Here is a 21,351-nt window from a genome sequence, read left to right on the forward strand (position 1 = left end):
CTTTAAGGATGCGCATGAAGCGAGTTCTGGCGGCGGCGGTGGCCGCCACGGCACTGGTCACCGCCGCACCGGCGCAGGCGGCGACCCCTGATCCGGTGAAGGCGCTGAAGAGCCAGTTCGTGCCTGGGCACGGCGTGAAGATCTCCGAATTGGGCCGAACGGTGGCCAAGGGGAAGAAGCCGACCGCCCTCCGCGTGACCGGTACTTTCGAGTTCGGCGCTTCAGGGGTAGTCGCCTCCGATGTGACCATCCGGGGAAGCTTCCTGAAGTCCTCGGAGAAGATCGTCTTCCGTGCCGTAACGGTCGGGAAGCAGTCTTACATCCAGAGCAAGGATTACGAGAAGACCCTGCCCGAGGGCAAGACCTGGCTGAATATAGGCGAAGCGAGCCGGGCGGAGAGCACCTTTCACCCCTTCAACATCTTCCAGCCTGCACAGTTGAAGGGCCTGCTATCGCACGCGAAGTCCAACACGGGCAGCCTCTACCGGGGCACTCTCACCGCTAAACAGACGAACAAGCTCAGCGGGCTCTATTTCGGCCCTTCGGTGGACTACCGGCTGAGCATCGGCTCCTCCGGCCTGCCCAGCCGCCTCTTCACCGGCGCGAAAAACTCTTCAGGCGGGCTGGACACGGTTGACACCCGGTACAGCGACTGGGGCCACAAGGTGACGATCAAGGCCCCGCCCGAGGAGCTGGTGATCAGCTCCGAAGAGCTCGATCAGCAGGCCCTCGACGAGCTGCTGCAGGAACTTCGGGAACTGCAGATCCTCCCGAACGAGGCGCTCGCCTCCCGGTAAGGCGTCCTCAGCCCGCGCGGGCCAGGTGAGGCTGTTTGGTGTAGTCGGTCAGGCCGATGACGTTCCCCCAGGGGTCGGCTACCTCGACCGTCCACCCCGTGAACACCTCGAACGGCTCGATCCCCAGCTCATCGGCCGCCGCGCGGGCATCGGGCACCTCCAGCCATACGCGCATGGAGCCCGGCCCGCCCTCCTGGACCCGTACCAGCAGCCCCGGGGCCTCCTCCCCGATCGCGAACAGCGCCAGCTCCCCCGTCGCGAACCTCTCCTCCAGCCCCAGCACACCCCCGTAGAACTCCCGAGCCCGCGCCAGGTCCGCGACCCCGACCAGGATGTTGTCGACGCCGAGGATCCTCATGACGCGAGCCTCGGGTGGTCGCGCCAGGCGGGCATCGAGCGCATGTAGGCCCTGGTGGCCTCCTCGGCCTCGGCCCTGGCCTGGCCGGTGCGCTGGGTCTGCCACTGCACCATGCGCTCGAACCGCTCGTCGAAGTCCTGCAGCGTCCCGTCCGGCTTGGCGCACATCCGGCACCACGTGCTGTCCGGGTGACCGAGGGCGTGGTCGTCGGCGGTCCGCATGGGCATCCCGCAGCTCTGACAGTTCACGGCTCGTCCTCTCCTGGGTCTTCGCCCCTGAGGAGCGCCCGGAGCCCCGTGACGAGCCCTTCGCGCTCCTGTGACGTCATCTGACGTACGGCCCGCGCCAGCAGGTCGTCCTCGAGCACCCGTGGCGTGGCCGCCGCGAAGGCCGCCCGCCCTTCGTCCGTGACCCACACGAACACCCGCCGCCGGTCGCGCTCGTCCCTGATCCTGCCCACCAGGCCGCGTTCCTCGACCCGGTTGACCAGCTCGGTCGTCGCGGCCTTGGACAGTTGCAGGTGCTCGGCCAGCTCGCTCAGGGTGAGCGGCCCGGCGGCCTGCAGGTGGCCGAGCACGGCGTGCATCCTGGCGGTCAGCCCGGCCGCGATCGGTCTCTTGGACGCCTTGAACCGCCGGTAGATCGCAGGGTAGAGCCGCGCGACCTCGCGGGCCGCCTCCGCTTCTTCCATCACTTCTTTCGTGTACGAACTATTCGTGTACGAACTTTACTCCGCCGCAGGACGGAGGTCTACCCGAGCCGGGACTCCCGCAGGCCCGCCCATTCGAGCGAATGCCTGATGCCCTCCTCGACGGAGTAGCGGGCCTGCCAGTCCAGCAGGCTGCGGGCGCGGTCGCTGCGGGTGTAGGCGCCTGCCACGTCGCCGGGGCGCGGGTCGGTCTCGACGACCTCGATCGGGCGGTCAACGACGCGGTTGAACGCCTCGGCCAGCTCGCGGACGGTGGTGCCGGCGCCGGTGCCCAGATTGATCACATCGACGTCCAGCTCGTCGAACCGCCGCAGCGCCGCCACGTGCGCCGTCGCCAGGTCCCAGACGTGGACGTAGTCGCGGATGCCCGTGCCGTCCCTGGTCGGGTAGCCGGTGCCGGTGATCCGGAAGGGGATGCCGTCCTCGTACGCCTCGATCATCTTGCCGAGGGCGTGGCTGGGCCGCCGCAGCTGCAGACCGGTGCGCATCTCGGGGTCGGCGCCGATCGGGTTGAAGTAGCGCAGGGAGAGGATCCTGATCGGGCGGCCTGCGGCGATGTCGGCGAACATGGCCTCGCAGACCGCCTTGGTCCGCGCGTACGGGCTCTGGGGGCCGAGGGGGGAGTCCTCGTTCACCGTGTGGTCGTCACCCGTGCGGTAGATGGACGCGGAGGAGCTGAAGATCATCCGGGTGCAGCCGTTGCGGATCAGGTGATCGACGAACTCGAGGCTCTTGGTGACGTTCGCACGGTAGTAGCCGATGGGGTCGGCGACGGAGTCGGGGACCACGATGAGCGCGGCACAGTGGACTACGGCCTCAATATCCGGATATTCCGCGAATATCTTGTCAATCAGCGGGCCGTCGCTGATATCCCCTTCATAGAACGCCCGCCCCTTCGCGAACTCGCGCCTGCCCGTGATGAGGTTGTCGAGAATGACGGGCTCGATCCCGGCATCGAGGCACGCCGACGCGACCGTGCTCCCGATATATCCCGCCCCGCCAGTAATCAATACACGCATCCCAGCACCGTACCTAGAGACTGAGCATGAGTTGTATATGCTCAGCCGAACGCTCCGAACGGTGTTGAGCGTTCTGGTCGCCCGCGTACGCGCCGCGTCCGGGCGGCACGGATCGTGTCCGTGGTCCGGGGATGCGGGGACGGGGTCCCTCACGCCCGCGGACGTCCGGTCCGGCCTGAACGGTCCGATGCCCCTGTCCATCGCTCCGGTGGAGCAGGGGGCGGTGCCGTCCGTCGCCGGATCGGGTGCCCTTGGGCGCGTCTGCCGATCGCCACGGCGGCTGCGTCGTGGCGGGTGGTCGTGCGTTTTGTGGTGGTGAGGGGCTTTTGCCAGTGCTGGGCCCCCCACTTGGAGGTGTAGGCCGCGTCGGCGGCGATGATCGCGATACCCGTCTGGTCAGCCATCGAGGTGAGCCGGGCCCGGAGCTTGCTCGTGGGCATGTCGGAGATGAGCTTGCGGAAGCGTTTGCGGCGGCCGTGTTTCTCCCGGGTCTTCTCCGCGCGGAAGTCGAGGTCTTCGATGGCGATGGCGTTCACGCCGCAGGTGCGTGCCCAGTGCAGCAGCTGAGTCAGGGCGTGGCGGACCTGGGCGTCACGATGGTCTGCCGACCCGGATAGGTCGTAGGCGAAGCGGCGGGGATTGCCGATGGGGTTGCCGTGGGCGTCCAGGCGCCAGGCGGCCAGGTGGTCGGCGTTGGTGTCCACGCCGATCACCCCGTGGGCGAGCGCGGCAGCCATGGGGATGGCTGGGAAAGCAGGTCGCTGCCAGGAGGCGGTGATGTACCAGCGTCCGCGCGCCGTGTCCAGGTGGATACGGTAGGCCACCGCCCGGTTGGCCTCGATCCGATCCGCCCACTCGGTGCCGCGATGGGCGAAACGCACCCGGGCGGCGAGCACGTAGCGGCCGTGCGGCGCGTTCGCGTGCTGTGCCAGCGGCGCGGGCATCTTGATTGACACCTGGCCGTCGGGGGTGATGCGGATGGTCTCGTTACCGAAGCGTTTGCCGGACTCGCCGTCGGCGGCCAGGAACCAGCGCCCGGCCTCCCACCGCTGCGGCCGCTCCGGTTCGGCGAGTTGTGCCTGGGCGAGGTTGTGCCGGGCGCGGGCGAGCTGTTTGCCGCCTCGCACCACACGCACCCGCCCGGCTTGGCGGTCGGCCCGCTGGCGGGCGAGCCGGTCTTGCAGGAGGTGCAGGCGGCGGGACTTGGCGAACCACTCCTGCGCCGAGCGGTAGCCGCCCGGATCCTTGCGGGTGCCCTTCTTCCCGACGGGCTGGGACAGCCGACGGGTGATCGTGGCCATGGCGGCGGAGAGGTCGCGAATGTGGTCGGTCTGGCAGCGGCGGGCCAGCGCCCACTGATCATGGGACGCTTTGGTGATGGCTCCTCATGGGACGCTTTGGTGATGGCTCAGGCCCAGCGCGCCGACGACTGCACGGTCAACTCGCGCTTGCGCGCCGCCCAGGTGTCAGAGGAGTGCCCCAGCCCGTCGGCGCACCTGGTTTTCAGATCGGCGGAGGCCAGCGTGCCCAGATGCGCGCCGACCAGCCGCAACACTCTGTCGTCCTCAGGCGTGAGGCGCTTGAGCCGGTCGCGGACGGCCACACCGGATGGGCCGGACACGACGAAGGCAGGGGCGATCGGGCGATGACGTGACCAGACCCATGTCATGCACGCTCAAACACGAACAGCTCTGCACCCCTTGATCAGCTTGTCCGGCTGGGTCCGGCTCACTTGCGCCTCTGCTCCTCCCCCCATCACGCCGTACCCCGAACCTCGCTCGGCGCGACCCCGCCCCTCACAGCCAAGCCAGAACTACGCCCCAAACCCCCGGACCGCTCCTATAACCGACCTCGCCACCGCGCCGCAGGAGTCCCACCGCCATCAGCGCAGACACGCCCCGGCGTCACAGCCGAACTCGCCACCGCACCCCGACCACATCGTCTGGGCTTGTTGGTCCTGGGTTGGCGTGCGACATTTCCTGATATGGGCAGAGACGTGCCAAGCGTCGTCTTCAGTCGGGACGACCGACGGAAATATCGGGAAAAGGTGTATCGATGCCTCGACGTCTTCGCCCAGATGTTGCGCGAGTCCCGGTTTGAGATCGAGCGTCCCCTCGCAGGCCTGGAGATCGAGCTCAACATCGTGGACGCGTACGGCGAGGCGGCCATGCGCAACGCCCAGGTGCTGGCCGCGATCGAGCAGCCCGACTGGGCCACGGAGCTGGGACAGTTCAACATCGAGATCAACATCGAGCCGCAGGAGCTGGGCGGCGACGGCGCGCTCCGCCTGGAGGACGACGTCAGGACACGGCTCAACCACGCCGAGGAACGCGCCCGCTCCCAGGACGGTCACCTCGTACTGATCGGCATCCTGCCCACATTGCGCGAGCAGGACATCGGCGAGGGCACGCTCTCCGCGAACCCCCGCTACCGCCTGCTCAACGAGCAGATCTTCGCGGCCCGCGGCGAGGACCTGCACCTGGCCATCGAGGGCGTCGAGCGCCTGGACACCCACGCGGACAGCGTCGCCCCCGAGGCCGCGTGCACGAGCGTGCAGCTGCATCTGCAGGTCAGCCCCGACGCGTTCGCCTCGCACTGGAACGCGGCCCAGGCCATCGCCGGGCCTCAGGTGGCGGTGGCGGCCAACTCCCCGTACCTGTTCGGCAAGGAGTTGCACCGCGAGACCAGGATCACCCTGTTCGAGCAGGCTACGGACACGCGGCCGGCCGAGTTGAAGACGCAGGGAGTGCGGCCGAGGGTGTGGTTCGGGGAGCGGTGGATCACGAGCGTCTTCGACCTGTTCGAGGAGAACGTCAGCTATTACCCGGCCCTGCTGCCCCTGTGCGAGGACGAGGACCCCCGTACCGAGCTCGAACAGGGCCGTATCCCACACCTGCACGAGCTGACCCTGCACAACGGCACGATCTACCGGTGGAACCGGCCGGTGTACGCGGTGGTGGACGGGGTGCCGCACCTGCGCGTGGAGAACCGCGTGCTGCCCGCCGGGCCCACCGTGGCCGACATCGCGGCGAACGCGGCGTTCTACTACGGGTTGATGCGCGTGCTGCCGTACACCGAGCGGCCGATCTGGAGCCAGATGTCGTTCCAGGCGGCGGAGGACAACCTCGGCGCGGCGGCGCGGCACGGCCTGGACGCGCGGCTGTACTGGCCGGGCATGGGTGAGGTGCCGGCGGCCGAGCTGATCCTGCGGCGCCTGCTGCCCATGGCGCGTGAGGGGCTGGCCAGGTGGGGCGTGGACGGTCCCGTTGCCGACCGGCTGCTCGGCATCATCGAGGGGCGCTGCCTGACCGGCCGTACGGGGGCGAGCTGGCAGGTGGAACGCGTGCGCGCGCACGAGGAAGTCTCCGGGGACCGGCACGAGGCGTTGCGGTCCATGACGCTCGAGTACATCGAGCGGATGCACACCAACGAGCCCGTGCACACTTGGGACGTGTGAAGCCCGTGAAGCGCATCCTGGTCCTCGCCCTGGTCCTCCTGGTCGGCGCCTGCGGCCTGGGCAGGCGGCCGTCCATGGACACCCAGGGGGCCGACTCGTTCGAGGACGATGTGCGCAGCGCCCGTACGCTGACGGAGGCGTTCTGGACGCAGCAGTTCCAGCAGAGCGGCCGGACTTATCGGCCTATCGCCGACTTCGTCCCCTACTCCGGGAACTCCGGACCCAGCTGCGGCAACGAGCCCGCTGTCCCGAACAACGCCTTCTACTGCCCCATCGGCCACTTCATCGCCTTCGACCAGACCTGGATGGAGTCGCTCTGGAACGAGATGGGCGACGGGTCGGTCTACGTGATCATTCCCCACGAGTTCGGGCACGCGATCCAGGCGCAGCTCCAGACGAACTTCCAGCTCAACGTACAAATGGAGCTCCAGGCCGACTGTTACGCGGGCGGGACCCTCTCGGCGCTCGTGCGCTCGGGCGTGCTCGACACGCAACCGGGCGACGAGGACGAGCTGCTCACGAGCCTGGAGGCGGCGGGCGACCCGACGGACGACTGGCTGAACCCGTCGGCTCACGGGACGGCCGAGCAGCGCCAGACGTCGTTCGCGACCGGTTATCGGGACGGCGTGAACGCGTGCTGACCGGGGCGTACACGAGGGGCGCGGATCGGACCCCAGGATGTATACGCGGGTCAACCCAGAGGATGATGTATCTGATCATGCCCACGCTCTACCGTTGACCCATGCCATTGGAGGAGATCGGCTGGCTGCGAAGGGGTGCGTGCAGATCCAGCGACCCTGACCTCTTCTTCCCCCTCGCCCCCACCCCCTTGCAGGAGGCCCGCGCCAAAGCGGTCTGCGCGCGCTGCCAGGTCATCGAGGAGTGCCGCGCGTACGCGTTACGTTCGGGCGAGTCGGAGGGCATCTGGGGCGGCCTCACCCCGGAGGAGCGCCGCCGCAGCCGCTTCCCCACAGGCTGGCGCCGCCCAGCCGCCTCCTGACCCCGACCGACCGGCGGCGTGGGCGAAGCCGGGCGTGGGCGAAGCCGACCGCGTGAGTGGAGTGCGTGGGCGGAGCCGACCCCATGGGCGAAGCCGACCCCGTAGGTGGAGTACGTGGGTGGAGCCGGGCGCGCGGGTGGAGCCGGGTGGGTGGGTGGAGCCGGGCGCGTGGGTGGAGCCGGGTGGGTGGAGTGCGTGGGTGGGGGGAGTGCGTGGGCGAAGATGAGGTGAGCGACGTAGCCTGGCAAGGGTGTTGCTCCGCTCGATCGCGATCCTCGCCGCAGCCAACCTCCTGAACAACAAGGTGGCCCCCCGCCTGGCCCCCCTGACCTCGGCCGCCGCGACCGCCGCCCTGGTGGCGGCGGCCCGCAGGTCCGGCCTGTCGTGGAAGGAGCTCGGGTTCGAGCACGGCCGGCGCGGCGCCGTGGCGGGAGGCGCGCTGGCGGCGGCGGTGGCGGCCGTTTACGCCGTCGGCATCGCCAATCCCCGCACCAGGCAGCTCTTCCACGACGAGCGTGCCCTGTCGCTCTCGCGTGCCCGCGTCCTGGAGGAGGCCCTGCTCCAGGTCCCGCTGGGCACGGTCCTGCTGGAGGAGGTGGGTTTCCGGGGCGCCCTGTACGCGATGCTGCGCAAGGATCACGGCACGGTGGCCGCCACGGCGATCTCGTCGTCCCTGTTCGGCCTCTGGCACATCCTCCCGGCCATCGACATGGCCCACGCCAACCCCGCTCTCGGCGCCCTGACGTCGGGCGACTCTCCGGCCCGCCTGGACACGGCACGGGTGGTGGCGGGGAGCGTGGTGTCCACGGCGGCGGCCGGGGTGCTGTTCTGCGAGCTCCGGCGCCGCGGCGGCCTCCTGACCCCGGCCATGCTGCACCTGGCCACCAATTCCTTCGGCTACCTCTTCGCCCGCCTCGCCGCCAAGCGAAAGTGACGGAACGTAAGCATTTCCGGCACTCCGGTGGATCTTTGATCAGCCGAGGATGAGGATTCCTGACCCGAATGGGGAAGATCCTTAACCTTCGATTGGAGCGTTCCATGCACGTCCCACCTCGATGCTTTAACGTCTCCAGCGCGCGCTTCCCGCAGTCGGGAAATGCGTATATCAAGATCATGAGTTCTGATATACGATGGAGGCACGGAGGTGGTGTTGCATGCGTACGGTAATCGACATCGACAAGGAGCTGCTGGAGGTCGCCCAGCACGAGTTGGGGACTTCGACCATGAAGGAGACGGTGAACGCGGCCCTGGAGGAGATCGCCGAAAGGGCAAAGCGTCGCGAAGCGTTCGAATACTGGCGTACCCGGGACTATTCCGATCTTCTGGATCCGGAGATCATGAAGCATGCGTGGTAGCCACCGGCGTGGTCTACCTCATCGACAAGAGCGCACTGGCACGCATGCCGCACCCGGCGGTCCACCGCGCACTCGAGCCGCTCATGCTCGACAAGATGCTGGCCATCTGCGAGGTCACGCAGCTCGAGGTCCTCTTCAGCGCGCGTGACCCGGCGGGTTACGAGCGCGACGCCCACTACCTGCGCGAGGGCTTCCGCCTCCTGTCGATCCATGAGAAGGAGGCGGCCGCCCGGGCGCTGGACGTCCAGGCGATCCTCGCGCGCAAATCGCACCACCGGGCCGTCGGACCCAGCGACCTGCTGATCGCCGCCTGTGCTGAGGTGCACGGGGCGACGATCCTGCATTATGACCGGGACTTCGACGTCATCTCCGAGGTCACCGGCCAGCCCTCGCTCTGGGTCGTGTCCCCAGGGTCGGTGCCCTAGGGAAGGTCAGCCCGTGGAGACGACCTGGAAGGCCTCCGCGTAGTGGCCCGAGGCGAAGCCGGCCTGGTCGGCCCAGGCGGCGAAGCGGGTCTTGACGAAGTCGACGAAGCCCTCCACGTGGGCGACCTGGCTCACATGTGACTGCAAGGCCGCGAGCTTGCGGTCCATGGCCTCGGTGACGTCCACCCAGTGGTTGGGGGTCGAGCCGCCCGTCAGCCAGACCTCACGTACGGTCCACGCCTCCAGGCCCTCCTCCCGCACCAGTTCGGGGAAGGCGTAGGGGTTGCGGGCGTCCGGGTAGACGGCGTCCAGGGCGGAGCCGCCCACCGCGCGGTGGTCGGGATGGCTGGGGGCGACATTGTTGTAGTTGCGATCGGGGTGGTGGGTGATGACCAGGTCCGGCCTGACCTGACGGATCACGCGGGAGATGTCGCGCCGCAGCTCGATCGAGGGCACCACGAGCCCGTCCTTGTAGCCGAGGAACCGCACGTCGGTGACGCCGACCGCCTTGGCGGCGGCCCGCTGTTCGGTCCTGCGGAGCTCGGCCATGCCGGAGTTGTCCAACGTACGTTCGTTGCCGCCCGCATCGCCATCCGTAGCGAGCAGGTACGTGACCTCGACGCCCTTGTCGACGAACAGCGCCACGCTCCCCGCCGCGCCGAAGTCGACGTCGTCCGGATGGGCGGTCACCACGAGGACCCGGTTGATCTCGGCTTCCGGCAGCATGACTCCCCTTTCTGATGTTCTACGAAAAGACAACCGGCCCTCCGCCGAAGGCATTCCGGGCGCCGAATGTCGGTGGGGCGTCTTAACCTAGGTAGGTGCCGACCCAAGTCTCTGTTGACCACCCTCTGCTCGACGGCCTCAACCCTCAGCAGCGCGAGGCCGTGATCCATCATGGCAGTCCGCTGCTCATCGTTGCGGGGGCGGGCTCCGGGAAGACGCGGGTGCTCACGCATCGCATCGCGTACCTGCTGGCCGAGCGTGAGGTGCACCCGGGCGAGATCCTGGCGATCACCTTCACCAACAAGGCCGCCCGCGAGATGAAGGAGCGCATCGACAAGCTGGTCGGCCCGCGGTCCAGGGCGATGTGGGTGATGACGTTCCACAGCGCCTGCATGCGCATCCTGCGGCGGGAGGCCAAGCGGCTGGGGTTCCCGTCGAGCTTCTCGATCTACGACCAGGCCGACTCGCAGCGGCTCATGGCCATGGTCTGCAGGGAGATGGAGCTCGATCCCAAGCGTTACCCGCCGCGCTCGTTCTCGGCCCAGGTCAGCAACTTCAAGAACGAGCTGATCGACTACGAGACCGCGCTCGACAAGGCGGGCTCGCACCTGGAGAAGACGCTGGCGGAGGCGTACAAGGCCTATCAGCTCAAGCTGACCGAGGCCGGCGCGATGGACTTCGACGACATCATCATGAACACGGTGACGTTGTTCCAGCTCTTCCCCGACGTGGCCGAGCACTACCGGATGCGGTTCAGGCACGTGCTGGTCGACGAATACCAGGACACCAACCACGCCCAATACATCCTGATCAGGGAGCTGGTCGGGCATCCCGAGCTGCGCACGACCGACGGCGAGCTGGTCCGGACGGGCTCCGACATGTCCGAGCTGTGCGTGGTGGGCGACGCCGACCAGTCCATCTACGCCTTCCGCGGCGCGACGATCCGCAACATCCTGGAGTTCGAACGCGACTATCCGGACGCGCGCACCATCCTGCTGGAGCAGAACTACCGCTCCACCCAGAACATCCTGGCCGCCGCCAACGCGGTCATCGCGCGCAACGAGTCGCGCAAGCCCAAGAACCTCTGGTCCGACCAGGGCGACGGGCCCAAGATCGTGGGATATGTCGCCGACAACGAGCACGACGAGGCCATGTTCGTGGCCCAGGAGGTCGACCGGCTCAGCGACGAGGAAGACGTCAAGCCGGGCGAGGTGGCCGTCTTCTACCGGACCAACGCGGCCTCCCGTGTGTTCGAGGAGATCTTCATCCGCACCGGGCTGCCGTACAAGGTGGTCGGGGGCGTGCGCTTCTACGAGCGCAAGGAGGTCAAGGACCTCCTGGCGTACCTGCGCGTGCTGGCCAACCCGGCCGACGTGGTCTCGCTGCGCCGCATCCTCAACGTGCCCAAGCGCGGCATCGGCGACCGCGCCGAGGCGATGGTCGAGGCGCTGTCGTCGCGCGAGCGCATCCCGTTCTGGGACGCGCTGCGCAGGGCCGACGAGGCGTACGGGATGGCCACGCGCTCGCTCAACGCCGTACGCGAGTTCGTCGCGATGCTCGAGGAGCTGATCGCCAAGGCCGAGGGCATGCCGCCGTCGGCGCTGGCCGAGGAGGTGCTGGTGGCCACCGGCTACCGCGCCGAACTGGAGGCGTCGGAGGACCCGCAGGACGAGTCGCGCCTGGAAAACCTCAACGAGCTCATCTCCGTCGCCTCCGAGTTCGAGGAGGCCAATCCGGAGGGGACGCTGGTGGAGTTCCTGGAGCAGGTGTCGCTCGTGGCCGACGCCGACCAGATCCCCGAGGCCGACGGCGGGCAGGGGGTCGTCACGCTGATGACCCTGCACACCGCCAAGGGGCTGGAGTTCCCCGTCGTCTTCCTGACGGCCATGGAGGACGGGGTGTTCCCGCACATCCGCTCGCTCGGGGAGCCCAAGGAGCTGGAGGAGGAGCGGCGGCTGGCGTACGTGGGGATCACCAGGGCGCAGCAGCGGCTCTACATCACGCGGGCGGCCGTGCGCAGCTCCTGGGGGGCGCCGGCGTTCAACCCGGCCTCGCGGTTCGTGAACGAGGTGCCGGGGCAGCTCATCGACTGGCGTACGGATCCGGAGAAGTCCGCCTGGAGCGCGGCCACCCGCAAGGAGCCCGCCGCCCGCCCACCCGCCAAGACCGGCGGGCGGAAGGTGCCTTCGCTGGCGCCCGGTGACCGGGTGACGCATGACGCGTTCGGGCTGGGCACGGTGGTGTCCGTGGACGGGGTGGCGGAGAAGACCAAGGTCAAGATCGACTTCGGCAGCGGCGGGGAGAAGACGCTGCTGCTGGCGTACGCGCCCATCGACAAGCTCTGACCGGCCCCTGACGGCCGCAGGGCCGCCCTCCCTGGCCTTGGGAGAGCGGCCCTGATGTCTTTACGGGGTCAGCCCTTCAGGGCGCTGCCCTTCTTCCACTGGGTCCAGTTCAGCTGCCAGTAGCTCCAGCCGTTGTTCCACTGCAGCTTGCGCTTCGTACCGGTGATCTTGACGACGTCGCCGCGCTGGGCGATGCCGTAGAACCACTTGGCTCCGGCGGGGGTGGCCCGCACGCAGCCGTGGCTCTGGTTGGAGCGGCCGAGGAACTGGTAGTAGCCGGCGCTCTGGTGGACGTACTCACCGCTGTCGGAGATGCGGACCGCCCACGGGATCTCCTCCTTGTAGTAGCGCGGATCCTTGGGATCCGTCACGCCCATCCAGGAGGAGGTCATGGTCTCCACGGCCTTCTTGCCCATGGTGAGGTGAACACCGCTGGTGGTGAGGTAGACGTCCACGCCGTTCTTGATCAGCCCGCCCCTGCCTGCGCTGATCGGGATCTTCTTGGTCAGCTTGCCGTCGCGGTAGACCTTCATCTGGTGGTTACGGGTGTTGACCACGGAGATCTGCGACGTGCCGACGGCGAAGCGGCGGGAGACGTCCTTGGCGCCGGTGTTGCCGGGGAGCTGCGACAGGCGGGCGGTGAAGAGGACCTTCTGGTGAGGCTTCCAGTACGTCTTCGTCCGGTAGATGACCTTGCGCGCCGACACCCAGCGCCAAGCGCCGTCGACCGGCTTCTCCGCCTCCACCTCCAGCAGCGCCTCCACGGCCGCCCGGTCCTTCACGTCGCGGTCGAACGTGACGATGATCGGGAAGCCGACGCCTACCTTCTCCGACTCCTCCCCCATCGGGGTGATGTCGGCTATATCGAGCTTGACCTTTTTTGCGGGCTTGTCCGGCTTGTCCGGGGCCGTGACGCTCGCCGCGCCGGCGGCCCGGACCACCGAGGCTTGCTGCGTTTGCGGAACGTGGGCGTTCTCCGCCGCACAGGCCGTCATGGCGGCCAATGCGACCAGGACCGGCAGCATCCGGGGGACGCGATTCAAGGGGGCTACTCCTGGGATATGTGCTTTTTCTCCTTTATGTGTGACAACTGAGGCGGGAGTTTTGTGGGCGTACCAACGATAACTATCCCGTAACGTTCCAAACCTGCACGGATGAACCCCCTCCCCACGGGGAACCCGCGCCCGACGCGGTGCCGGGTGCCGGGATTACGGGGGCGTTGGAGCACCGGGAGGGACCGGCCGGGTGAGGGCTGGCCGCGGTGAAGCTGGCCGCGGTGAGGAGGTGACCATATGAGGAGGGCCACGGTGAGGCGGGTCGCGGTGCGCGGTGAAGCGGTGCGCGGTGAGGGGTGTGGAGGACGTGAGGGGGTGGAGGAGGTGAAGGGTGGCCCCGGTGAGGGGTGGAGGAAGTTGGGGGTTGGGTGGGGTGGGGTGCGGAGGGGTGGGGGTTAGACGAGGCGGCGGGCGGTGGCCCAGCGGGAGAGTTCGTGGCGGTTGGAGAGTTGGAGCTTGCGCAGGACCGACGAGACGTGGGTTTCCACGGTCTTGACGGAGATGAAGAGCTCCTTGGCGATCTCCTTGTACGCGTACCCCCGCGCGATCAAGCGCAGCACCTCGCGCTCGCGCTGCGTCAGGGAGTCCAGTTCGGGATCGATGGACGGCGCCTCCGACGAGGCGAAGGCGTCCAGGACGAACCCGGCCAGCCGTGGCGAGAAGACCGCGTCCCCCTCCGCCACCCGGCGGATGGCGTCCGTCAGCTCCTTGCCGCTGATGTTCTTGGTCACGTAGCCCCGCGCCCCGCCCCGGATCACGCCGATGACGTCCTCGGCGGCGTCCGAGACCGACAGGGCGAGGAAACGCACCTGGGAGCCGGCGCCCAGGACCCGGCGCAGCACCTCCTGGCCTCCACCGCCCGGCATGTGCACGTCCAGCAGGACCACGTCGGGCTGGTGCTCGGCGATCGCCTTGACGGCCGTCTCCACGTCCTCGGCCTCACCCACCACCTCGATCGAGTCGCCCAGCTCGGCGCGTACGCCGGAGCGGAAGAGCCGGTGATCGTCGACGATCAACACGCGCGTCATGCCTTCTCCACCTTCATGGTCAACATCACTTCCGTGCCCTCACCGACGGAGGTGCGTACCCGGGCCGTGCCTCCGTGGCGTTCCATTCTCCCGATGATGGACTCCCGAATGCCCATCCTGTCGAGTGGCACCGCGTCGAGGTCGAACCCCTTGCCACGATCCTTCACGAAAATCGTGACCTCTTCACCCTCTACTTCGGCATAGACGGAAATAGCTGGACTCTCAGAGTATTTGGCCGCGTTGACCATCGCCTGCCGGGCCGCCTTGAGCTGGGCGGCCAACCTACCCGCCGGGTCGAGGGCGATGTCCCCCACGCAGACGACCTCGATGGGCACCCCGTGGGCGTCCTCCTCCTCCGCCGCGATCCGGCGTACGGCGGCCGCCACGGTGGCGTCGGCGTCCTGGGCGGGCTGGTAGAGCCAGTTGCGCAGGTCGCGCTCCTGGGAGCGGGCCAGCCGGGTCACCTCGCGCGGATCGTGGGCGACGCGCTGGATGAGCGTGAGCGTGTGCAGCACCGAGTCGTGCACCATGGCGGCCACCTCGGCGCGTTCCTCCTGCCTGATGCGCTCGCGCCGCTCCAGCTGCAGCTCTTTCCACAGGCCGGCGAGCCAGGGTGCGGCGATGACGGCCAGGCCGCCGACCACCACGACGGTGAACAGCAGGCCGGGTTTGGCCTGGTTCAACTCGCCCTCCGCGTACAGGAAGCCCGCCGCGCCGATCACCACGAGCACCACGCCGAGCAGCGTGCGAACCCGGTTCTTCCTGATGCTCGTGGTGGCGCCCTGCACCCAGCTCTTACGGCGCTCCGGGTCGGCCTGCTGCCAGAGGATCAGCGCCCCGATCCCGCCCACGGCGAACGGAAGCATGCCGATCCCGCCCTGGGACGCCCCCGTGAGCCAGCTGGCCGCGAACAGCGCCACCCCGATCGCGCTGAACGCGGCCAGCTGGCTCCAGTCCCGCTGCGGCGGCTGCCCCTCGTACGGTTGCCGCGGCGTGACCATCCACAACACGGCGTACGCCACCATGCCGACCCCGTCGACCACGCTGAGCAGCACGAACATCAGCCTGATCACCACGGGATCGAGCGAGAGCTGCGTCGCGAGGCCCTGGGCGACACCGCCCAGCAGGCGGCCCTCCATGGGGCGCATCAAGCGCCGATAAGGCGCGTCGCCGGTCGGCTCGGCGAGAGTCTTCTGGTCAGCCATAACATCGCTATAGTCACATGTCGGGGGCACTTCGGGCATCAGGGAACAACCCCCGGGTCGGGTCAGGGGTGTCCCGGATGCGAGCACACCACACGTAGGTCCACGATGGTGACATGACAGAAGCTCCGCCCAAAGAACCGGCCGCCCCGCCCCGGTCGCTGCGACGCAGCAACGAGGGGCGCTTCCTCATGGGGGTCTGTTCCGGCCTTGGGCGGCACACCGGCATCGACCCCGTGGTGTTCCGCGTGGCTTTCGCCGTGCTTCTGCTGGGTTCCGGCATCGGCCTGTTCCTCTATCTCGCGGCGTTCCTGCTGATGAAGGAGCCGAACGGCAAGCCGGGGATCATCGAGCAGTGGACGCGCCGCGACTTCGACGCCGAAACCGTGATGGCGTTGATGACGGCGGTGCTGGCGTTCGGGCTGGCGCTCAACCTGGCGACGGTGTGGCTCGACGTCGGCACCCTGGTGGTGGCCGTCCTGCTCGCCGTCTCGCTGCTCGCCGCCCACTCCAGCGGGGTGGACCTGCTGGGGCTGGCCCGCTCGATGCCCGAACGGCTGAGCACGAGGCAGCGGCACACGACCGCCGCTCCCGAAGCCCCTCCGGTCAGGCCCACGCCGCCCGCGGAGCCGTCGCCGGTATGGTCCTCCCCGGAGCCGTCGCCGGTGAGACAGCCCACACCCCCGCCCCCGCCCACGCCCGCGGCGGGGCCACCGCCGGTCAAGGAGCCTGCCGCCCAGGAGCCGGTCAAGGAGCCCGCTGTCCCCGAGCCGGTGCAGGAGGCGGTCGTCCCGGAGCCGGCGCAGGAAGCAGTTCGGGAGACGGAACGGGAGCCGGAGCCGCCGACCCGGGTGCACGAGGCCGCGCCGCCCGCCCCGCCCGCGCCCCCCGGTGAGGACGCGCCCGCCGGTGAGCGCGCGCCCGCCGGTGAGGATGCCAGGGTCACCGCCGAGCACCGGGTCCCCTCGTACCAGTCGCAGCCCAGAACCCGCCTCGACTACACCCCCTACGGCGAGCCGTTCGCGCCGAAGGGCCCCTACCAGCCGCTCGACCCGGCCAAGCGGGCAGCAGGCTACTCGCCGTACGACCCCGCCCTGTACGGCCGCCCGATCCCCAAGAGGGAGCGGAAGCCGCGCCCGAGATCGTTCATCGGCGCCATCACCATCCTGCTGGCAATCATCATTGGAGGGATCGTCGTGGCGGTCCAAGCCAGGTCGGCCGCCGGAGTGAGCCCGACCATCGTCGGCGGCGCCGTGCTCATCACGATCGGCGCCGGGCTGCTCATCGCCGCCTGGTGGGGACGCGGGGCCGGGCTGGTGGCCGCGGGGACGCTCGTGACGGTCATCGTGGCCCTGGGCTTCGTGCTCGGAGGCATCCCGCGGAACATCGGCGAGTCGGACTGGGTGCCGACCAGCGTGACCCAGTCGAGCATGCTGTACGACGTCGGCGTCGGCGACGGGCGGCTGGACCTGTCGGAGCTGAAGCTGGAGCCGGGCACCGAGGTGACGTTCAACGCCGCGGTGACGATGGGCGAGCTGATGGTGATCGTGCCGCCGACAGCCAGGATCGAGGTGCACGCCACCAACAAGGTCGGCGACATCAAGGTCGACCATTCGGTCCGGGGCGGCGTGGACGTGCGGTACGACAAGGTGCTCGAGCCCGAGGTCAAGCCGGACGGCAAGGTCCCGACCATCGTCCTCAACCTGCGGGGCGGGCTCGGGGACATGGAGGTGCGGCGTGCCGCGTGACGTCGAACGGCCGCGAGGGAGCGCCGCCGCCTGGACTGAGGAGCGTCGGGAGCGTAGCGACCAGAGCGACGAGGGAAGGCGGCGGACTCCAGCGACCGAGCCGCCGAACGGAGTGAGGCCGTGAACAGGCGACGCCTGCACCGCACGGATTGGATGGCGCTGCTCAGCGGTGTGCTCTTCGTGGTTCTGGGCATTCTCATAGTGACACGCGCGATCACGGATCCGCTGGTCCTGATCGGGGTATTGGTGCTGGGATTGGCGTTCGCCGGGCTGGTGGCGATCATCGCGAGGGTGGTTCGCGGTAAGTAACTCTTGACCGGTAAAAACACCGGCGTAGTTTCGGGTGTGTCCGCCAATCCCCTGCTCCTGAGGGAGGACGTATGCCCCGAATCACCGTCACCGTCGACGGGATCAAGTACGAGGAGGACGTGGAGCCGCGGCTCCTGCTCGTACATCTGCTACGAGAGCGGCTCGGCAAGACCGGCACCCCCATCGGGTGTGACACCAGCAACTGCGGCGCCTGCACGGTCATGCTCGACGGCAAGAGCGTGAAGAGCTGTTCCGTGCTCGCCGTGCAGGCCGACGGCTGCGAGGTCCTGACGATCGAGGGCCTGGGCGTCAACGGGTCGATGCACCCGATGCAGCGGGCCTTCCACGAAGAACACGCGCTGCAGTGCGGTTACTGCACGCCCGGCATGGTCATGGCCGCGATAGACCTGCTCAGGGAGGATCCCGAGCCGTCGGAGGAGACGATCAGGGAGGGCCTGGAAGGCAATCTCTGCCGCTGCACCGGCTACTGCAACATCGTCAAGGCCGTCCGCCGGGGCGCGCAGGAGATGGGGCGGGCGGTGACCACGCCATGACCGTCCAGCAGGAGGCCGGCCAGGAAATCGGCCAGGAAATCGGCAGGCCGAGGAAGCGCAAAGAGGACGCCAGGCTCCTGACGGGGCGCACGCAGTGGACGGACAACCTCGTCCGGCCGGGCATGCTGCAGGTGATGTTCCTGCGCAGCCCGATGGCGCACGCCCGGATCACCAGGGTGGACGTGTCGGGGGCGCGTGAGCTGCCCGGGGTCGTGGCGGCCTTCAGCGGCCAGGACTTCGCCGCCGAGCAGGGCAGCCTGCCGTGCGCCTGGCCGGTGAGCGAGGACGTCGTCATCCCCGACCACCCGCCGATGGCGGTGTCCGAGGTCAGGTACGTCGGCGAGGCCGTGGCCTGCGTGATCGCGACCGACCGCTACCGCGCCGCCGACGCGCTCGAGGCCATCGACGTCGAGTACGAGCCGTTGCCCGCGGTCCTCGACATGAACGACGCGCTGACGGACGGCAGCCCGAAGGTGCACGAGGCCGGCAACAAGGCGTTCAGCGTCAAGATCAACTCCGGCGACCTCGAGGCCGCGTTCAGGGACGCCCCCGTCGTCATCGACCGGACGTACATCCAGCAGCGGCTTATCCCGAGCGCGATGGAGCCGCGGGCGGTCATGGCCGACACCGACGGCGACGCGTTCACGATCTGGTCGTCCACGCAGATCCCCCACGTCCTGCGGGTCATGCTGGCCGTCGTGACCGGCATCCCCGAGCACAAGATCCGCGTGATCGCCCCCGACGTGGGCGGCGGGTTCGGCTCGAAGCTGCAGGTCACCGCGGAGGAGGTGCTCTGCCTGCTGCTGGCCCGCAAGCTCGGCAGGCCGGTCAAGTGGACCGAGTCCCGCTCCGAGGGCAACCTGACCGTGCATCACGGCCGCGACCAGATCCAGCACATCCGGCTGGCCGCCGAGGCCGACGGGCGCATCCGCGGGCTGCAGGTCGACCTGCTGGCCGACATGGGCGCCTACCTGATGCTGGTCACGCCGGGCATCCCGCTGCTCGGCGCGTCGATGTTCAACGCGATCTACAAGATGGACGCGTACGAGTTCGGCTGCACGGGCGTGTTCACCACCAAGATGCCCACGGACGCCTACCGGGGCGCGGGGCGGCCCGAGGCCACGTTCGGCATCGAGCGGATGATGGACGAGCTGGCCGCCGAGCTGAAGATCGACCCGGTGGAGGTGCGCAGGCGCAACTGGATCAAGCACGACGAGTTCCCGTACACCACCATTTCCGGCCTGACGTACGACTCGGGCAACTACGAGGCGGCCACGGACAAGGCGCTGGCCCTGTTCGGCTACGACAAGCTGCGCGCGGAGCAGGCCGACCGGCGTGACCGGGGCGACCCGGTGCAGCTCGGCATCGGCGTCAGCACGTACACGGAGATGTGCGGCCTGGCCCCGTCCAGGATGCTCGGCGAGGCGAACTACGGCGCCGGCGGCTGGGAGCACGGCTCGGTGCGGATGCTGCCCACGGGCAAGGTCGAGGTCATCACCGGCACCTCGCCGCACGGGCAGGGCCACGTGACGTCGTGGAGCCAGATCGCGGCGGACGCGCTCGGCGTGCCGTTCGACGACGTCACGGTGCTGCACGGCGACACGGCCATCGCGCACAAGGGCATGGACACCTACGGCTCGCGCTCGCTCGTCGTCGGCGGCATCGCGGTGCTGAAGGCGTGCGAGAAGGTCAAGGACAAGGCCCGCAAGCTCGCCGCGCACGTGCTCGAGTGCTCGCCCGAGGATCTGGAGTACGCGGGCGGGGCCTTCAAGGTGCGGGGCACGGACGCGCAGAAGACGATCCAGGAGCTGGCCTACGCCGCGTTCACGGCGCACGACCTGCCGGAGGGCGTGGAGGCGCGGCTCGACTCCGACGCCACGTTCGACCCGGAGAACTACTCCTTCCCGCACGGCACCCACCTGTGCGCGGTGGAGGTGGACACCGAGACGGGCATGGTGAAGATCCGCTCGTACGTGGCGGTCGACGACGTCGGCAAGGTCGTCAACCCGCTGATCGTCGAGGGCCAGGTGCACGGCGGCATCGCGCAGGGCATCGCGCAGGCGCTGTTCGAGGAGGCCGTCTACGACGCCGAGGGCAACCTGCTGACCACGACGATGGCCGACTACCTGCTGCCGTCGGCGGCGGACCTGCCGGCGTTCCAGCTCGACCGGACCGAGTCCCCGGCGACCAGCAACCCGCTGGGCGTCAAGGGCGTGGGCGAGGCGGGCACGATCGCCTCGACCCCGGCCGTCGTGAACGCCATCGTGGACGCCCTGCGCCCGAGCGGCATCCACGACGTGCAGATGCCGTGCACGCCCGAACGCGTATGGCGTGCCATGGAAGGAGTTCGGCGATGATCCCCGCGCAGTTCGACTACGTGCGGCCGGGTTCGCTGGCGGAGGCCTGCCAGGAGCTCGCCTCCGACGAGGACGCCAAGGTCCTGGCGGGCGGGCAGTCGCTGCTGCCGCTGATGCGGCTGCGGATGGCGTACCCGTCGAAGCTGGTCGACGTCGGCCGGCTGCCCGAGCTGAAGGGCGTGCACGACCGCGGCGACCACGTCTTCATCGGCGCGATGACCACGCACGACGAGATCCTGCACTCCGGCGTCGTCCGGGCCGACTGCCCGCTGGTCGCGCTGGCCACCGCCCAGGTGGCGGATCCGGCGATCAGGCACCGCGGCACGTTCGGCGGCTCGCTGGCCCACGCGGACCCGGCGGGCGACCTGCCCGCCGTGGTGCTGGCGCTGGACGGCTCGTTCGTGGCCTGGTCGCAGGAGGGTGAGCGGGAGATCCCGGCCGCCGAGTTCTTCGTCGACTACTGGGAGTCGGCGCTGGGTCCCGGCGAGGTCCTGGTCGGGGTGAAGCTCCCGAAACTGGGCGCCGGCTGGGGCTTCCACTATGAGAAGTTCCACCGGACCGCCCAGGCGTGGGCGATCGTCGGCGTGGCCGCCGCCGTCAGGCGCTCCAACGGGTCGATCGCCGAGGCCAGGATCGGGCTGACGAACATGGGTTCGACGCCGCTGCGCGCCCACGCCGCCGAGTCCGCCCTGGAGGGGGTGGAGCTGGGTGACCAGGTGCGCCAGGCGTGCGCGGAGGCGGCGGCCGGCACCTCGCCGCCGTCCGACCTGCACGCGCAGCCGGACTACCGGCGGCATCTGGCCAGGGTCCTGACCCACCGCGCGGTACGCACGGCGGCCGGATCGCCCTGACCACCGAGGTCCGAGGGGCGCCTCTTCCGGGGCGCCCCACCCCGACGTAGTGTCGC

Annotated in this window: 23 protein-coding genes; 13 read left to right on the forward strand and 10 right to left on the reverse strand. The window is 69.1% G+C overall.

From position 1 onward, the window contains the following. Positions 1-14: 14 nt before the first annotated feature. Positions 15-797 (forward strand): hypothetical protein, encoded by a 783-nt coding sequence (locus AB0L65_RS11720; protein WP_364243511.1) that lies wholly within the window; start codon positions 15-17, stop codon positions 795-797. 7 nt (positions 798-804) lie between these two features. On the opposite strand, the gene AB0L65_RS11725 is transcribed toward AB0L65_RS11720, so the two are convergent. From AB0L65_RS11725 to AB0L65_RS11750, 6 genes are all read right to left on the reverse strand, one after another. Then, positions 805-1,155: a hypothetical protein gene (locus tag AB0L65_RS11725; protein ID WP_364243513.1), complete on the reverse strand. Its 351-nt coding sequence runs from the start codon at positions 1,153-1,155 to the stop codon at positions 805-807. Further along, complete coding sequence (locus AB0L65_RS11730) at positions 1,152-1,403, reverse strand: zinc ribbon domain-containing protein (RefSeq protein WP_364243515.1); 252 nt, start codon at positions 1,401-1,403, stop codon at positions 1,152-1,154. Before AB0L65_RS11730 ends, AB0L65_RS11725 begins: the two co-directional genes overlap by 4 nt. Next, entirely contained in the window at positions 1,400-1,846 is a 447-nt protein-coding gene (locus tag AB0L65_RS11735; RefSeq protein ID WP_364243518.1) for a MarR family transcriptional regulator, read from the reverse strand. The genes AB0L65_RS11730 and AB0L65_RS11735 overlap by 4 nt, the downstream gene beginning before the upstream one ends. Before the next feature lie 59 nt (positions 1,847-1,905). Then, entirely contained in the window at positions 1,906-2,883 is a 978-nt protein-coding gene (gene galE / locus AB0L65_RS11740) for a UDP-glucose 4-epimerase GalE (protein WP_364243520.1), read from the reverse strand. Positions 2,884-3,032: 149 nt separating this feature from the next. Then, positions 3,033-4,184: a hypothetical protein gene (locus tag AB0L65_RS11745; RefSeq protein ID WP_364243523.1), complete on the reverse strand. Its 1,152-nt coding sequence runs from the start codon at positions 4,182-4,184 to the stop codon at positions 3,033-3,035. A gap of 107 nt (positions 4,185-4,291) precedes the next feature. Then, positions 4,292-4,552, reverse strand: a complete 261-nt coding sequence (locus tag AB0L65_RS11750) for a hypothetical protein (protein WP_364243526.1) — start codon at positions 4,550-4,552, stop codon at positions 4,292-4,294. 378 nt (positions 4,553-4,930) lie between these two features. Here AB0L65_RS11750 and AB0L65_RS11755 point away from each other — a divergent pair, with 378 nt between their 5' ends. From AB0L65_RS11755 to AB0L65_RS11780, 6 genes are all read left to right on the forward strand, one after another. Then, the gene (locus AB0L65_RS11755; protein WP_364243529.1) at positions 4,931-6,340 is read left to right on the forward strand and encodes a glutamate--cysteine ligase; all 1,410 of its coding nucleotides are present in this window, start codon (positions 4,931-4,933) and stop codon (positions 6,338-6,340) included. Then, complete coding sequence (locus AB0L65_RS11760; protein WP_364243531.1) at positions 6,337-6,981, forward strand: neutral zinc metallopeptidase; 645 nt, start codon at positions 6,337-6,339, stop codon at positions 6,979-6,981. The genes AB0L65_RS11755 and AB0L65_RS11760 overlap by 4 nt, the downstream gene beginning before the upstream one ends. 101 nt (positions 6,982-7,082) lie before the next feature. Next, complete coding sequence (locus tag AB0L65_RS11765) at positions 7,083-7,340, forward strand: WhiB family transcriptional regulator (RefSeq protein WP_192790004.1); 258 nt, start codon at positions 7,083-7,085, stop codon at positions 7,338-7,340. A 250-nt stretch (positions 7,341-7,590) separates the two neighbouring features. Then, on the forward strand, positions 7,591-8,274 hold the full coding sequence (locus tag AB0L65_RS11770; RefSeq protein WP_364243534.1) for a CPBP family intramembrane glutamic endopeptidase: 684 nt from the start codon (positions 7,591-7,593) through the stop codon (positions 8,272-8,274). A gap of 220 nt (positions 8,275-8,494) precedes the next feature. Continuing rightward, positions 8,495-8,695: a type II toxin-antitoxin system VapB family antitoxin gene (locus AB0L65_RS11775; protein ID WP_364243537.1), complete on the forward strand. Its 201-nt coding sequence runs from the start codon at positions 8,495-8,497 to the stop codon at positions 8,693-8,695. Continuing rightward, positions 8,689-9,120 (forward strand): PIN domain nuclease, encoded by a 432-nt coding sequence (locus AB0L65_RS11780; RefSeq protein WP_350731179.1) that lies wholly within the window; start codon positions 8,689-8,691, stop codon positions 9,118-9,120. The genes AB0L65_RS11775 and AB0L65_RS11780 overlap by 7 nt, the downstream gene beginning before the upstream one ends. A gap of 6 nt (positions 9,121-9,126) precedes the next feature. On the opposite strand, the gene AB0L65_RS11785 is transcribed toward AB0L65_RS11780, so the two are convergent. Then, positions 9,127-9,846: a PIG-L deacetylase family protein gene (locus tag AB0L65_RS11785; RefSeq protein ID WP_364243540.1), complete on the reverse strand. Its 720-nt coding sequence runs from the start codon at positions 9,844-9,846 to the stop codon at positions 9,127-9,129. 125 nt (positions 9,847-9,971) lie between these two features. On the opposite strand from AB0L65_RS11785, the gene pcrA reads away from it, so the two are divergent. Further along, positions 9,972-12,191, forward strand: a complete 2,220-nt coding sequence (gene pcrA, locus AB0L65_RS11790) for a DNA helicase PcrA (RefSeq protein ID WP_363963087.1) — start codon at positions 9,972-9,974, stop codon at positions 12,189-12,191. 68 nt (positions 12,192-12,259) lie between these two features. On the opposite strand, the gene AB0L65_RS11795 is transcribed toward pcrA, so the two are convergent. The 3 genes from AB0L65_RS11795 to AB0L65_RS11805 all read right to left on the reverse strand — a co-directional run bounded on the left by AB0L65_RS11795 (position 12,260) and on the right by AB0L65_RS11805 (position 15,479). Continuing rightward, on the reverse strand, positions 12,260-13,234 hold the full coding sequence (locus AB0L65_RS11795; RefSeq protein WP_364243543.1) for a L,D-transpeptidase: 975 nt from the start codon (positions 13,232-13,234) through the stop codon (positions 12,260-12,262). 407 nt (positions 13,235-13,641) lie between these two features. Further along, positions 13,642-14,274 (reverse strand): response regulator transcription factor, encoded by a 633-nt coding sequence (locus tag AB0L65_RS11800; protein WP_185070757.1) that lies wholly within the window; start codon positions 14,272-14,274, stop codon positions 13,642-13,644. Next, positions 14,271-15,479, reverse strand: coding sequence for a PspC domain-containing protein (locus tag AB0L65_RS11805; protein WP_364243546.1), 1,209 nt, complete (start codon positions 15,477-15,479; stop codon positions 14,271-14,273). Before AB0L65_RS11805 ends, AB0L65_RS11800 begins: the two co-directional genes overlap by 4 nt. A 113-nt stretch (positions 15,480-15,592) precedes the next feature. On the opposite strand from AB0L65_RS11805, the gene AB0L65_RS11810 reads away from it, so the two are divergent. The 5 genes from AB0L65_RS11810 to AB0L65_RS11830 all read left to right on the forward strand — a co-directional run bounded on the left by AB0L65_RS11810 (position 15,593) and on the right by AB0L65_RS11830 (position 21,295). Next, entirely contained in the window at positions 15,593-17,224 is a 1,632-nt protein-coding gene (locus AB0L65_RS11810; RefSeq protein WP_364243549.1) for a PspC domain-containing protein, read from the forward strand. 120 nt (positions 17,225-17,344) lie between these two features. Next, on the forward strand, positions 17,345-17,533 hold the full coding sequence (locus AB0L65_RS11815) for a hypothetical protein (protein ID WP_364243552.1): 189 nt from the start codon (positions 17,345-17,347) through the stop codon (positions 17,531-17,533). A gap of 71 nt (positions 17,534-17,604) precedes the next feature. Then, positions 17,605-18,087, forward strand: a complete 483-nt coding sequence (locus AB0L65_RS11820; protein ID WP_350731167.1) for a (2Fe-2S)-binding protein — start codon at positions 17,605-17,607, stop codon at positions 18,085-18,087. Then, positions 18,084-20,444 (forward strand): xanthine dehydrogenase family protein molybdopterin-binding subunit, encoded by a 2,361-nt coding sequence (locus tag AB0L65_RS11825; RefSeq protein ID WP_364243554.1) that lies wholly within the window; start codon positions 18,084-18,086, stop codon positions 20,442-20,444. Before AB0L65_RS11820 ends, AB0L65_RS11825 begins: the two co-directional genes overlap by 4 nt. After that, entirely contained in the window at positions 20,441-21,295 is an 855-nt protein-coding gene (locus tag AB0L65_RS11830) for a xanthine dehydrogenase family protein subunit M (protein WP_364243557.1), read from the forward strand. The genes AB0L65_RS11825 and AB0L65_RS11830 overlap by 4 nt, the downstream gene beginning before the upstream one ends. The last annotated feature ends 56 nt before the right edge of the window (positions 21,296-21,351 follow it).

This window comes from Nonomuraea sp. NPDC052116 (assembly GCF_040680035.1).
GTDB lineage: Bacteria > Actinomycetota > Actinomycetes > Streptosporangiales > Streptosporangiaceae > Nonomuraea > Nonomuraea angiospora_A.